This is a genomic window from Nostoc sp. JL23 (assembly GCF_017115065.1).
GTDB lineage: Bacteria > Cyanobacteriota > Cyanobacteriia > Cyanobacteriales > Nostocaceae > Nostoc > Nostoc punctiforme_A.
Window position 1 is genome coordinate 1 of record NZ_JABXKN010000024.1, and the last position, 14,184, is coordinate 14,184.

General features: G+C 41.1%; 14 protein-coding genes and 1 pseudogene. 7 read left to right on the forward strand and 8 right to left on the reverse strand.

What is annotated here, in order from left to right:
- Nucleotides 1-47 precede the first annotated feature (47 nt).
- From HWQ42_RS03500 to HWQ42_RS03510, 3 genes are all read left to right on the forward strand, one after another.
- Nucleotides 48-695, forward strand: coding sequence for a hypothetical protein (locus HWQ42_RS03500; protein WP_367119035.1), 648 nt, complete (start codon nt 48-50; stop codon nt 693-695).
- Between the two features lie 227 nt (nt 696-922).
- The gene (locus HWQ42_RS03505) at nt 923-1,267 is read left to right on the forward strand and encodes a hypothetical protein (protein ID WP_292809360.1); all 345 of its coding nucleotides are present in this window, start codon (nt 923-925) and stop codon (nt 1,265-1,267) included.
- Nucleotides 1,264-1,671, forward strand: a complete 408-nt coding sequence (locus HWQ42_RS03510; RefSeq protein ID WP_292809362.1) for a type II toxin-antitoxin system VapC family toxin — start codon at nt 1,264-1,266, stop codon at nt 1,669-1,671. The genes HWQ42_RS03505 and HWQ42_RS03510 overlap by 4 nt, the downstream gene beginning before the upstream one ends.
- Before the next feature lie 97 nt (nt 1,672-1,768).
- Here the strand turns inward: HWQ42_RS03510 and purU are convergent, their stop codons facing one another.
- The 3 genes from purU to HWQ42_RS03525 all read right to left on the reverse strand — a co-directional run bounded on the left by purU (nt 1,769) and on the right by HWQ42_RS03525 (nt 5,091).
- Nucleotides 1,769-2,623, reverse strand: coding sequence for a formyltetrahydrofolate deformylase (gene purU / locus HWQ42_RS03515; RefSeq protein ID WP_292809365.1), 855 nt, complete (start codon nt 2,621-2,623; stop codon nt 1,769-1,771).
- A gap of 96 nt (nt 2,624-2,719) precedes the next feature.
- Entirely contained in the window at nt 2,720-3,346 is a 627-nt protein-coding gene (locus HWQ42_RS03520) for a DUF4340 domain-containing protein (protein ID WP_292809368.1), read from the reverse strand.
- Between the two features lie 95 nt (nt 3,347-3,441).
- Complete coding sequence (locus HWQ42_RS03525) at nt 3,442-5,091, reverse strand: Gldg family protein (protein WP_292809370.1); 1,650 nt, start codon at nt 5,089-5,091, stop codon at nt 3,442-3,444.
- 133 nt (nt 5,092-5,224) lie between these two features.
- Between HWQ42_RS03525 and HWQ42_RS03530 the strand changes: the two are divergent.
- Nucleotides 5,225-5,595, forward strand: a pseudogene (locus HWQ42_RS03530) (four helix bundle protein).
- Between the two features lie 35 nt (nt 5,596-5,630).
- On the opposite strand, the gene HWQ42_RS03535 reads toward HWQ42_RS03530, so the two are convergent.
- Together HWQ42_RS03535 and HWQ42_RS03540 are read right to left on the reverse strand one after the other, a co-directional pair.
- Nucleotides 5,631-6,443, reverse strand: coding sequence for an ABC transporter permease (locus HWQ42_RS03535; RefSeq protein ID WP_292809372.1), 813 nt, complete (start codon nt 6,441-6,443; stop codon nt 5,631-5,633).
- Entirely contained in the window at nt 6,444-7,448 is a 1,005-nt protein-coding gene (locus HWQ42_RS03540; RefSeq protein WP_292809374.1) for an ABC transporter ATP-binding protein, read from the reverse strand.
- A gap of 741 nt (nt 7,449-8,189) precedes the next feature.
- Between HWQ42_RS03540 and HWQ42_RS03545 the strand changes: the two genes are divergently transcribed.
- Complete coding sequence (locus HWQ42_RS03545) at nt 8,190-9,317, forward strand: succinylglutamate desuccinylase/aspartoacylase family protein (protein WP_292809375.1); 1,128 nt, start codon at nt 8,190-8,192, stop codon at nt 9,315-9,317.
- A 136-nt stretch (nt 9,318-9,453) separates the two neighbouring features.
- Here HWQ42_RS03545 and HWQ42_RS03550 read toward each other — a convergent pair whose 3' ends face one another.
- A complete protein-coding gene (locus tag HWQ42_RS03550; RefSeq protein WP_292809460.1) occupies nt 9,454-10,536 on the reverse strand; it encodes an ATP-dependent 6-phosphofructokinase in 1,083 nt (360 codons plus the stop codon).
- A 428-nt stretch (nt 10,537-10,964) separates the two neighbouring features.
- On the opposite strand from HWQ42_RS03550, the gene era reads away from it, so the two are divergent.
- On the forward strand, nt 10,965-11,939 hold the full coding sequence (gene era / locus HWQ42_RS03555) for a GTPase Era (protein WP_292809378.1): 975 nt from the start codon (nt 10,965-10,967) through the stop codon (nt 11,937-11,939).
- A 97-nt stretch (nt 11,940-12,036) separates the two neighbouring features.
- Nucleotides 12,037-12,714, forward strand: coding sequence for a response regulator transcription factor (locus HWQ42_RS03560; RefSeq protein WP_094349869.1), 678 nt, complete (start codon nt 12,037-12,039; stop codon nt 12,712-12,714).
- A gap of 490 nt (nt 12,715-13,204) precedes the next feature.
- Here the strand turns inward: HWQ42_RS03560 and HWQ42_RS03565 are convergent, their stop codons facing one another.
- Entirely contained in the window at nt 13,205-13,339 is a 135-nt protein-coding gene (locus HWQ42_RS03565) for a hypothetical protein (RefSeq protein WP_292809381.1), read from the reverse strand.
- 97 nt (nt 13,340-13,436) lie between these two features.
- Nucleotides 13,437-14,177: a DUF3891 family protein gene (locus tag HWQ42_RS03570; protein WP_292809383.1), complete on the reverse strand. Its 741-nt coding sequence runs from the start codon at nt 14,175-14,177 to the stop codon at nt 13,437-13,439.
- Nucleotides 14,178-14,184: the final 7 nt, after the last annotated feature.

Below are 14,184 nucleotides of genomic sequence, written 5' to 3' on the forward strand. Positions count from 1 at the left end.
TTATCTGAATGGTTTACTTGCTATTTGAGTGTTTCTGCCAAAAGTGGATGCTCCCAACCTGTGCAGCTGGTCAACAACGCAGACTTGAATGCGCTTGGGCAATTGAACAGGCGATTGTTGCAACTTATCAAGTGCAGAATGAGGTTTCAGCAGTCAGCGATCGCCTCATCCTACTCCAAAATAAAATCTGTGAAGATGCTCTCACTGTGATTAATCGCTGCGAATCACATGATGAGCTTGATTTTCTCTTTCCCGAAATTATTCGCTTTAAAAATCATGATTTAGCGGTATTGGATTCGTGGCAAAATCATGTTGATTGGATGCGTAGTTTACCGCCGGAGGCATCGCTTCCTTCGTCAGATTTAAAACTTTTAAGTAGCGCTGATTTTAATAGTTCAGAGACCCACTATTCCACAATCAATTTAGCAGAACCGCCAGAACAATTAGTATATGAGAGTTTAGCCGAAAAATCTCATTTCGCTTCACTTCGTGACCAGTTGTTATTTCTATTCGAGCCTGAACTACGTCGAGAGTACGAATTTTATATTAGTGAACAAGCTGGAATTACGGGTTATAAAACATTAGTTACATCTAATTTGCAACAGGCATCAGACTTAACTGTTGGTAATCTTTATTACTACTTTAAAAATAGAGATGAATCGAAAGATGAGACAGAGCTAGTTTCAGCTAATTAAAACAGCTACGGCAATTCTTGAAACAAGTATTCTTCTAAAGTCCGCGTAGGCGGACTTTTTTGTATGTCCGCAAATTACATTCGTTAAAATATAAAATTATATCATGTCTGCTTGATTACTTATTAAATCCGAATGCAATAACTATGAACAGGTAAAAAACGAGTCAAACTAAATTAACCCCTGAAGAGTGAAAGTAAAATAAAATTATCCTCCACTTAAACCCCATCATGGCTATCCCAGAACTCGAACAACAACTCCTTCAGCTTTCCCCTAACGATAAACTGTATATGATCCAATTCCTTGCTCAAAGCCTGACCACACACAACACCCACCCAAACCAACCCACCAAACTCTCAGAATTCTTTCTTCAATCACCCCTAGCTGAACTCACCGAAGAACTCGACCTTAGCCGAGGCTTGACATTGCTAAAAACCCTCATTGAGTCCCTACAACCAGAAACCCAAATTGAAACTCCAGAATATCCCCTGACTAAATTCTATGGATGTATCGAAGATGAAACATTCTTTCGCCATCCCCAAGGACAACAACAAGAACGCGAACCCATCCAGTGAAATTCCTGCTAGATACTAACACTTGCATTATCTATATGCGTGGTAAAAATTTCACCTTAAAGCAGAAACTAGAAACCACTGCTACCAAAGATATTGCCGTTTGCTCAATCGTCAAAGCTGAATTATTTTATGGCGCAATGAAAAGTGCCAATCCAGAACGTAATCTTACCTTACAGCAAGAATTTTTAGCTCAATTTATATCACTACCGTTTGACGATCTCGCAGCAATGACATTTGGAATAATTCGATCTCAGCTAGAAGCATTAGGCACTCCAATTGGCGCTTATGATTTACAAATTGCTGCCATCGCACTGACAAATAACTTAACCCTTGTTACCCATAACACCAGAGAATTTAAGCGGATTAATAACTTGCTGATTGAAGATTGGGAGATAGATAATTGAAAAAAGACTGGCTAGAAAACATCATCTCACAACTTACCGCGTAGGCGTAGCCCGCCGTAGGCATCGCTCTCTTGCATTCCTTGGGGTATAAAATCAATCACTCGAATACTACTGTTCTATTACCATATACTAATACACGATTTTGTAAGTGCGATCGCACCGCTCTTGCTAATACAACTCTCTCCAAATCTTTGCCTTTTCTCACCAAATCATCAACCTCATCACGGTGACTCACTCGCACCACATCTTGTTCAATAATTGGGCCTGCATCTAAATCAGCAGTGGCATAATGCGCCGTTGCACCAATAATTTTCACACCACGTTCAAAAGCTCGGTGATAAGGATTTGCTCCGATAAATGCTGGTAAAAATGAGTGGTGTATATTAATAATTTGTGGAAATTGATTAATAAAATCTGCACTAACAATCTGCATATATTTTGCCAATACAACTAAATCAATCTTGTACTGACGGAGTAATTCTAGTTGTTGGGCTTCTTGTTCTGATTTATTATCTTTATTGATGGGAATGTGATGAAAGTCAGTATTAAATTGTTCTGCTACTACCTTTAAATTAGAATGATTACTAATAATTAAAGGAATTTCAGCAACAAATTCTTTAGCGTGTTGTCGCCAAATTAAATCAAATAGACAATGGTCTTGCCGACTTACCCAAATAGCAATGCGTGGTACTGTATCAGAAAAACGTAATTCCCACTTAGCGCCTAAAGGTTGTGCGATCGCATTAAATGCAGGGGCAATAAATTCTCGCGGTAAATTGAACCCATCTAACTGCCATTCAATGCGCGTGAGGAATAACTCAGCAGCAAAATCTGTGTGCTGATCTGCATGGATAATATTACCACCATTAGAATAGATGAAATTGGCAAACTTAGCCACCAGTCCCCTTCGATCGGGGCAGGAAATCAGCAATGTTGCTGTCGGATTTGTCATAGTAACTTAGAAAAACTAGTGAGATTTGAAGTAGAGTAGCACAGATGTGCTAACCCATTGTGCGTTACCGAAACATACCACAGAAACCGTAATTGCTTATTTACTATTTGTCGGAGTTGGTAAAGGGGTGCTGAGTTCAGGTAGCTTCTGACTATTATCTACAGGTTGTTTCCACTCTGATAGTTCCCGATTTACGGCATTTGCAAAATCTGTAGATACCAACAGCACATTTATATTACCATCAGGTTTAGCAGCAGGGTCAGCTTGAGCATACAAGAAACGTCCGTTAAAATTAGATTTACCCAAAAGCAACTGATGGCTTTGTCGGTTTTTCAGAGTGATATTAATAGTTGCTTGGGGTTGATCTAGGGCGAATTCTTTAAGCTCTTTTGCTGGAGTTGATAGAGTGCGATCGCTATTACCTTTGACTAACAAATCCATTAAATAAGAAACAATAGCGTCATTTGCTGGACCCGATATCGGAGATTTGATTAACCATTTGGGTTTACTAGAAGATTCAGGGTTACGTTCCAGATTAAGAGTGATTTTGTTTGTCTTGACTGTTAAAGACTGCACATCATCTTCTGCAAAAGAGAAAATTTTCTGCTTTTGCTCCTTAATTTCTTCTCGCTGAGTTGCACCCCGAATTTCATAGAAGTAAACAAAACCACTTAAACCCAGCGCTAGCAGTATCAAAATTAAAGTCGTTCGTGGCAATTTCATTTTTTAGTTATTTGTCATTTGTCATTTGTCGCATAGAAAAAACTCTTGTCCAGTCTCTAATTGTCACTCCTAACTCCTAACTCCTAACTCACTTCTTACCGTCGTTTCCACCAAATAATAACTGCCATCGCAAATCCAATTAAGGGTAAAACCAACAGAGATGACAATATTAAAAGATTAGCTTGTGTGTTTGTCAGGGTTATCCGGCGATTTTTCGGTTCTTTGGGACGAATGGAAAGGGGTTGCTGATCCTCTTGACTCAGCCAAGTAACTGAGTTGAGGAATACATCTCCATTTAATTGCTGTTGAAACAAACCATCGGTGGCGAAATCGGAATTTCCTAAAACTACTAACCGAGACTCGGTGGCTGTTTGAGATGAGGGAGCAGAGGGAGCAGGAGAGGCAGGGGGAGTGGGGGAAGCTTTGCTTAGTGATGGTAGAGGTGAAGGTGTGGGTGCAGGTTGGGGAGTGGAAGTAGATTTGGGTGTTTGTTTTCTTGTTAAGGCAACACCCAAGGTTAGGGGCCCTTTCAGGTCTTTATCTGCATTAAACTCCAATTTTTCGCTTTGGAGGTCGCTTTCTGCCCAACTGTTGGGGTAGGGTTTGGTTCGTAGTAGTGGAGTAGCCTGAACACCAGGCACAGAGGTAATTTCCAGTGGTCGGGCAATAGGATAAAAGGAATTACCGTTACCGAAATCTTTGGTAATTGGATGTTGACCGTATTCTGTGACTAAGGGCGCAGCAGGGCCAAGTCCGACGACGCTCTCGCCAGAGACATCGACAGCTAAACGATTATCTAGACGAACACCCCACTCTTGTAGCAAGCTGTTAAGTTTGGGATCGGTATTAGGATCGATCATCAGCAGTAAATTACCGCCGCGATTAAGATATTCTTGCAAGGCTTTGACTTCACCCTCAAACAGTCCTCGTTTGGGGCCAGCTACTATCACTACAGCCGCATCTTGAGGAACTTTGGAAGTTTCTCCTAAATTCAACGGTGATGTTGTAAAGTTTTTATCGCCTAATCCTTGAACTGCTTGTGATATTGCACCTTTACCAGCCGAAAGTTGGCGTTCGCCATGACCTTGTAATAAGTAAACTTTAGCTGTGGTTGAATTTGTTAGTTGTTGCAGGCGACTAGTTAATCTAATTTCTGATAATCGCTCATTTTCATTTACCGTCTGTACTAATTGCCGTTTATCACCAGATTCTAAATAAACTTCTCCATAATCTTTGACACCAAACTTTTCTGCAAGTCCTGGTCTAGCTTGGGGGTCAATATACTCATATTTAAATTTTGAGCTTTGCCTCTGATAATTTTCTAGTAGTTCTCGGTCTTGGGGATTTTGGTTAATATCAAATACCCACACTTTAACTGGCTGTGGTAAAACTCTTACTAATTCGCGTGACTGGGGAGCAAGAGTAAATAATTGAGCTTCTGTTAAGTCTGCCCGCAAGTGATAGCGAGTTCCCAAAAAGTTAATCAATCCCAAAATTGCTAGTACTGCCAAAGTTGCTACTAAGGCATTAGTCCCAGCTTGGGTAGAACGACGGTTCCACCAGTTACTCTGGTAGCTTTGCCATATTATCCCCAATCCACTGATGACAATTCCTGTAATTAGAAATGCTAATGGAATTAATCCCCATTGTTCAGAGACTAATCCAACTGTTAAGCCGACAGCAATTAGGAATGGGCCCAACCAAAACAGATATTTCCACAGTTTCTTTTTTGCAACTATTTTCATAATTTGTCATTTGTCGTTGTTCATTGGTCATTGGTCATTTGTCATTGAGCGTTAGTCTAAAAATAGTGACAAGTAAAAATATATGGACGAAAATTGAGTAATTAAAAATAAGATAAGCAATGCAACTGAATAAATGGCGACAAAGCGTTTCCAAGAATTACAGGTTTATCAATTATCAGAAAAGTTGGCAGATGACATTTGGAAAATTGTTGAGGGATGGAATTTTTTGCGAAAGATACGATAGGTAAACAGATTGTACGTACGGCAGATAGTATCGGTGCCAATATAGCAGAAGGTGTAGGAAGAGGTAGTTTTCAAGAAAATAGACGTTTTATAAAAATAGCGAGAGGCTCTTTGAATGAAACTCAACATTGGTTAAGACGGGCTTACACTCGTAACCTTTTAACTACCGAACAGATAAATGCAATCAAAACAATCATTAACGAACTAGCACCCAAATTAAACTCCTACCTAAACTCAATTGGCAATGTCCCAGATGACTAATAACAAATGACCAAGGACAAATGACAAATGAATGACTATTGCCTTTGAAAACGCAGTGCATCAATTGATTGAGCTGTGAGAAAGATGCCCAAAAAAATGTAACTGGCAAATAAAATTAAAGCGCTAGTATCAAAAATGCCTTGGATTAAAGTGTTGTAATGTTTCAGCAACGATAGATAACCTAAAGCTTCGCCTACAGGCCCAGGAACAATTTTGGCGATTAAATCAATCAATAACAATAATAAGATTACTGCAAAGGTAAGAACGGCAGACAAAATTGTGCTGTCTGTTAATGAAGAAATAAACATCCCTACAGATAAAATTGCCGCTGCTAGTAAGATTAATCCAAAATGACCCAGCAAGGGAATTGAAGGTGTCATTGGTGGATTTGAACCGCTGATGGCGATCGCTTCTAACACTAGCATGGGTACAACCATTGTGATAAAAAATGTTATCACGCCTAATAATTTACCTACAGCTACCGCCCAATTGGTGATTGGTGAGGTGGCTAACAGTTCTAAAGTGCCCCGCTTCCGTTCTTCGGCATAGAGTCCCATTGAGAGTATGGGCAGGATAAACAACAATAGCCATCCCATACGATCCAAAAATGCTCGGACAAATTCGTAGGGGACATCTATTGGTGGGACTGGTACTCCCAGCTGTTGCCCTTGTGCATCTATTGCCGCAACTCCTACCAAAATGCCGTCTGGCCCTAGCAAAATCATCACGAAGAATAACCCGGCGATGAACCAAAATATGCCTGCGATCGCATAAGCTAAGGGCGATACAAAATAACTCTGTAACTCTCGGCGATAAATGGCAATAATATTACTCAGCACTATACCCATTTACGCTGTTTCTCCTTCGTTGTCTGCTGCTAAGTCTACATCAGGATCGAAATTCTTTTCTTCTGTGGTTAGTTGCAAGAATACGTCTTCTAAGGTGGCGTTAACCCGCCGCAGTTCGTGTAAACCGAATCCCGCACGCACTAATGTTGTGGCAATATCCTTTCCTGGCTCTTTTCCTGGTTGCGATATTACCCGCAGGTAAGCGCGGTTTTCCTGGGGTTGATGACCTCCGGCTGTGGGAATTGATTCTATCAGGCTCACACCCGCGACTTTTTGCAATACCTGTTTTGCTAAGGCAGCTTCTCCTTCTATTTCCAACTCATACCCAGAACCACCTGTCAATTGAGTCATCAGGTTTTCTGGCGTATTAGTTGCCACCACTTTACCGCGATTAATGATGGCGACGCGGCTACAAGTCATGCTCACTTCTGGCAGAATATGTGTGGAAAGAATAATTGTGTGAGTACCAGCGAGGCTTTTAATTAAATTCCGCACCTCAATTATTTGTCGGGGATCGAGTCCGACAGTGGGTTCATCGAGAATAATCGCTGGTGGATCGTGGACGATCGCTTGAGCAATTCCTACCCTTTGGCGGTATCCTTTAGAGAGTTTGCGAATAATTACCCGCCGTTTATCTTCTAAGTTGCAGCGTTCGATGGCGGCTGTCACCTTATTGGGGCGATCGCCTGCTGGAACTCCCTTAATTCGGGCGACAAAATGTAAAAATCCCTCCACCGTCATGTCTGGATATAATGGCGGTGTTTCGGGTAAATAACCAATGCGTTGGCGCACAGCCAGGGAATTTTCATGGACATCATAACCAGCAATCCGGGCATTTCCATTGGTTGCCGGTAAATAACCAGCCAGAATCCGCATGGTTGTGGTTTTTCCAGCGCCATTGGGACCCAACAATCCTAAAATCTCCCCAGGCTCGACGCTAAAGGTGACATCAGTAATCGCTGGGGTAGAGCCGTATATTTTACTCAGATGTTCAACTTCAATCATCCGTATAGTGGCGATCGCAATTTATAGAATACCCAACAATCTTAGATCGCAATATTGAGTATGGGGGACTGGCACAAAGATTAGCTGACAAGGGGTAAAGTTCCTGAAAAAGCTCTTTAGGAACTTCCAAATAAAAAAACATCCCAAATTTTCTTGTGGGATGGTTGTCAATACGGTTCGGGTAAGCACTTTTCATATCCGTTGTGGTTTGGGAAAAGGAGAAAGGCTAAGGGGTAAAGGTTTGAATTCACCTTTTTCCCTTTTCCCTTTAACCGAACCGTATTGGCTCAGTGACTATAGTAGACATCGCACTTCTGAATAACTACCTTGTCGTGACCAAAACGATCGCTTTGGTTATAAAAAGAATCGTTTTTGTGGCAAACGCTTATGCGATCGCAAACAATACTTAAATAAAACTTATGAATTGTTTGATGTTGGCAATAAATCTTGCACTGAACTTACGACTCTGTTTCTAGCCTGTCTCGCGCTGTCCAAATTGCCTCGCGCACCTCTCCCGCGCACTCTTCACCCGTCGTCTCGCGCCAAAAGTTACGGAATAACGTAGACGCTTCTCTACGAGACGCTACGCGTAGCTTGCTTCCCGAAGGGTACGGCTGCAGGCTACCACAGAGGCACAGAGGGCACGGAGAAATCAGAGTTTGAGAGATAATTTGCGTAAGTCCTATTTTAATTCACTACAGATACAGCGATAATTTACTCAAATCATCACTGAGTTATTTCATGCAGCCAGTTATTGAAACTATTGCTTTACGTCAAATGGCTTCGGGCGATCGCCTATCTTTACAACTATACAAATTCATCGGCGCTAAACCTGGTAAAAAGGTTTACATTCAATCTAATCTGCACGGTGCAGAAATTGCTGGCAATGCCGTTATTCACCAGTTAATTGAGTTTTTGCTAACAATAAATGATACAGATTTAACTGGAGAAATTTGGCTAGTTCCCGTTTGTAATCCAATGGGGACGAATGAACGCGCTCATCATTTTTCCCCTGGACGTTACTGCGTTTACGAAGCCAAAGACTGGAATCGCATATTTTGGGACTATGAGAAAGAAGCTGATGATTTAGTAGCTTTTACTAAATCTCAACTTCATAGCGATCTAAAGGTCATTCGACAAAATTATCTAACTATAATTAAGCAACAATTTGCGAAAATTTTAGAAAAAATTAATTCTCCTAGTGCAGTGCCATACACTGAGCTTTTTGCTTACAAACTACAAACTCTGAGTTTAGATGCAGATTACTTAATTGATTTACATAGTTCTACAAATCAAGCATTAGACTACGTTTATTACTTCCAAAATCGAGAAGACAGTGCAAAATACTTCCTACTAGATTTTGGGATATTGCTTAATAAATATGATGGTGATGCTTTTGATGAAGCTTTTATCAAACCTTGGTTAGCACTAGAAGCTTGTTTTAAAGAGTTGGGTAGAGATATCAAGTTTGATGTGGAAGCTTGGACACTGGAATTAGGCTCAGGAATGCAAATGAATCCTGATTCAGTTGCTAAAGGTGTACGGGGTGTGAAAAACTATTTAGCGCAAAAAGGTGTAATACAAGTTTCTAATTTATCAGAAGACACCAAAACTCATAAAATGACTTTTGCATCTAGCAGCAACCGGAAAAAATATTATGCGATCGCAGGTGGTATGATTCAATCCAGAATCGAACTAGGTAGCACAGTCAAAGCTGGAGAAAAACTGTATCAGATTCTCAGTTTTAATAAAGAAGGTCAACTACCTACTGTAATTGATGTCTGCGCTCAACATGATGGATTAGTTTATGATGTCGCAACTAATCAGGCTGTGAATGAAGGCGAGTTTGTACTAGGAATTGTGAGTTAGAGCATGGGGCATTGGGCATAGATATTCATGTGATTGTCATCACAAAGACGCGATAAATCGCCGTCTCTACAAAAGACTAATTATTGTAGAGACGGCGATTCATCGCGTCTCTTACCTTAACCGAACAGTTTTGAGTTTAGTCTCCCAAATAAATACTCATACCACGAGCGGTTTTAACTAAAGTACCATTGGGATCGACAGCGCTATATTGAGCGATCGCTTCTGTAATTGGTACACTTAATACTTGGCGATTTTGCCAAGTCACCATGCGATCGTATTTAGCTTCGGCAATCAGATTAACGGCTGCTACGCCAAAGGCTGTTGCAACTGATCTATCCAATGGTGAAGCAGTTCCACCCCGTTGAATGTGTCCTAAAACTGTGACTCGCGTTTCTACACCGATGTGCTGAATAATTTCATCGGCTAAATATTCGCCAATTCCACCGTATCGAGATTGACCTAAGCGATTGGTAATCGTCACATTTTCGCCATCTTGGGTACGAACGGCTTCAGAAACAATAATCAAACAATAGTTTTTGCCTTTTTCTTGGCGTTCTTTGATTTTGTGACAAATATGCTCAACTGTATAAGGGATTTCGGGAATTAAAATTACATTTGCTCCCCCCGCAATTCCCGCAGCTATGGCTATGTGTCCGGCATCACGACCCATTACTTCTAAAATCATGACTCGGCTATGACTTGCTGCAGTAAAATGTAACCGATCTAGTGCTTCTGTGGCAATATTTACTGCTGTATCAAAACCGATGGCGTGTTCGGTAACGCCAATATCGTTATCAATGGTTTTGGGAATACCTACTAGATTAATACCGCCTTGTTGAGCGAGGCGACGCAAAATTGCCAAGCTACCATCGCCACCAACACCAATCAAAGCGTCTAAACCTAATTCATGATAACCTGCAATAATTTCTTCGGAGCGATCGCATAAACTTCCATCCGCCATCGGAAAGGCAAAGGGGTCGCCTTTATTGGTTGTCCCCAACATTGTGCCACCCGCAGTTAACAATGAGTCAACTTGGTCAACTTCCAGCTTGGTGAATTGTGGCGGACGTGCCATTAATCCTAGAGTCGCTTGACGGATTCCCAAAACCTCCCAGCCGTAAGTATTTACAGCACAATTTACTACAGCCCTAATCACAGCATTTAAGCCAGAACAATCACCTCCACTCGTCAGAATTCCTATGCGTTTGGGTTCTCCCACATTTTTTATTGACATTTTGATCCAAATGTATATGTTAAATAGTTGATGAAACTTAAGCCAAAGTTAGCAGCAGATTAAACCTCAGCAAAAGTCCTCCCTGTTAATGCCAAAGTAATATTATGTTTCTTTTGTATCTAAAAACAAAACTAAGTCTAAAAATTCCGTAAATCTTGAGCCAGAAGTCATAACTTATGTGAGTTTGGTATGATTACCGATGAAATGAGGTAAACTTGGAGTTTAATTTTTTTATATTCTGACTACTGAATTCTGACTCCTGAATACTACAACTAAGGTTATCTGAGCTGTAAAATATAAGTGTAGAGCCAGTAGTAGATTAAACCTCGGCAAAAGCAATCTCTAAAAATGCCAGGGTAATTTTATGCCTGTTTTGTGTCTAAGAAAAAACCAAGTTATCCCAGCTATAAAATATGAGGGTGGAGCCAAAGGTGACTAGTATTGAAAATTACACTTTCTCTTTTTCAGGAGAAGTAACAATCCCCCAGGCTCCTCCTGAATTCAAATCAGGTTTTATCGGCATTGTTGGTCGTCCCAATGTCGGTAAATCTACTTTGATGAATCAGTTAGTAGGACAAAAAATTGCCATCACATCACCAGTGGCACAAACTACACGTAACCGTTTGCGCGGTGTCTTAACTACACCAGAAGCGCAGTTAATATTTGTAGATACGCCAGGAATTCATAAGCCCCATCATCAATTGGGCGAAGTATTGGTGCAAAATGCCAAAATTGCCATTGAATCGGTTGATGTAGTCTTATTTGTGGTAGATGGAGCCGTGGCTTGTGGAGCCGGCGATCGCTATATTGCCGAATTGCTCAGTCGCAGCAAAACACCAGTAATTCTGGGCGTAAACAAAACCGACCAACAACCGACTGATTCACAGTTTCTAGATGATAGTTACGCTCAGATGGCCCAGTCTCATGAATGGGAAATCGTGAAATTTTCTGCCAAGACTAGTACAGGATTACCGCAACTTCAAGAGTTATTAATTGAACATTTAGAAATTGGGCCATTATATTATCCTCCAGACTTGGTAACTGACCAGCCAGAACGCTTTATTATGGGTGAATTAATCCGAGAACAAATTTTATTGTTGACTCGTGAAGAAGTACCCCATTCAGTTGCGATCGCCATTGACTTAGTAGAAGAAACTCCCAGCATTACCCGTGTACTTGCTACCATCAACGTCGAGCGTGATTCTCAAAAAGGCATACTCATTGGCAAAGGTGGAGCAATGCTCAAAGCCATTGGTAGTGAAGCCCGCGAACAAATTCAAAAATTAATCGCTGGCAAAGTTTATCTAGAATTGTTTGTGAAAGTCCAGCCAAAATGGCGACAGTCGCGGATTAGTTTAGCAGAGTTAGGCTATCGGGTGGAAGAATAATAATTGGTCATTTGTCATTAGTCATTAGTCATTGGCAAGCAAAAGACAAAGGACAAATGACAAAGGACAAATGACAAATGACTCTTAATTAATAAAAATGTCTTTAGATACTCACTATCCCTTAAATTTACCCGTCAATGCTCCGCCATTGCGCGTGTTAATTGTCGAAGACGATCCGATGATGCAATTGGGATTAGAGCAATCGTTAATGGCTCATCCTCAGTTGGAGATTGTTGGACAAGCTGAAGATGGTTATTTGGGAGTTCAAGCCGCACTGCAACTGAAACCTGATTTGGTGGTTATGGATATTGGATTGCCGCGATTGGATGGTATTGCCGCAACACAGCAAATTAAGGCGGCGTTGCCAGCAACTCATGTAGTAATGCTGACATCTCATCAAACGGAGACAGAAATTATTGCGGCATTGTCTAGCGGTGCAGATGCCTATTGTATCAAAGGTGCAAGTGTGGAACGATTGTTAAGTGCGATCGCAGCCGCAGTTGATGGCGCAGCCTATCTCGATCCCCAAATTGCACGGCGAGTAATTGATAATCTCAAACCACCTTCACCCACCACCAACAACGCCAACTTATCTGGGCGCGAGTTAGAAGTGTTAAAGCTGATGGTAGACGGGTTGAGTAATCCCGAAATTGCCGAAAAACTCTATCTCAGTCCCAACACCATCAAAACTCACGTCCGGGGAATTATGAATAAATTAGCAGTGGACGATCGCGTGCAAGCAGCAGTTGTGGCACTGCGTTCTGGATTGGTTTGATTATCTTATCTGGCGATCGCCACACCTTTTGCTTTCAAGTTAGCACGAATTTTAATCCCATTTACAACTAGAGACGTACATATATATGTACGCCTCTATAGCTGATTAATTTGTTGCCAAGATGTTTGAAAAATAGTCGCTCTCAATGCATTTCAGTTAAAAGAGTTTGAGAATTCATTAGGGTCTACATTAGCAGGAAATAACAAAATTTCCTTGCCTTCTAAACTTGCCTTATGGTGAAGCAAAATTGCCTTTTCCAAAGAACAATATTTAATTGGAACCCATCTGTCGCTATAAAAGTAGACAGTTACTCGGCTCATTGCATACTCTTTCAACAGCAGTGGAAGAGACCAGGACGAGTCCACAGTTTGAACCTTACCTGTTGAGTCCATGCTTTGAACCTCAGTTATTAAGTATATTTACTTTCACTGATTGGAATGATTTAAAGGAACTATCATAAGTAATAACAATCTGGCTTAACAGTATATCTTTAGATAAAAGTTACAATAATTAAAACTGCTCTCACGCTCTTGGCACGAAATGCGATCGCTACTTCTTGTGTCTTTGCAGCTTGGGTTATATCCACAGCATCACCTCCTGGAATAGTGGTTACTGAGATCGCCATTGCAAAAATATAAGTAGGGATTTGATAGAAGAGTGCGATCGCATAACCTAGTTTTCTTACAGCTATTTTCAGCTAAATAGCTGTAAGCTTTATGCATCTAACTCTTAACAAATGTCCACTCTAGTACCTTGATCGGGGCTTCTTGCAGTGCTTTAGTTAATGCGTTGCTGCTCTGAAATTTCACCTGAGAGAGATCGCAGGCTTCGACGTTGACTGTGAATTTATCGTCCTCGAAGGGCCAGGGTTTGACAACAACCAAGTTATCACTGCGCTGCATGATGTCATAGCGCTCACCTTCAGGACCCTTGCTAATTTCTAAAAACCGCTCATCATCAGGTAGTTCTTGCTGACATAAAATGAGAGAAAGGCGATCGCACCATTGCATAAATGCATAGGCTGCATCAACTTCTTCCTTTTTGATGCCCAATTCTTTGCGCCAACGTTGCTGATTTTGAAGTTGCTCGTCTAAAAGTTTGTCTAATTTTGAAGACTTACCCCGGCTTGACTCATTTAAACGGCTGATGTGCATAGAAATTAATAGAGCCACCCATCGTCCACGGTAAAGAGCATTTTTTGCCAAATTAGCTAATTTTTCGATACCGGCATCGACATCGGCATTTGAGGAGAGCATGAAATCCTTTGGCGCACCCGCTTCAGTCAGAATATCTTCTTCCCACTCTTTTTCTAGATCATCGTGGTGAGAAATTGCCGCTATGGTTTCATATAACCTTGCTGGAGCATCTTTGCGTCGCCACTGTCCCGCCAGTTGAGCTGCTAATAAAGCATGGGCACGATGATAAATGACTTCCCAACCATTTGACGTAGCGTTGACAATCACAAGTTAA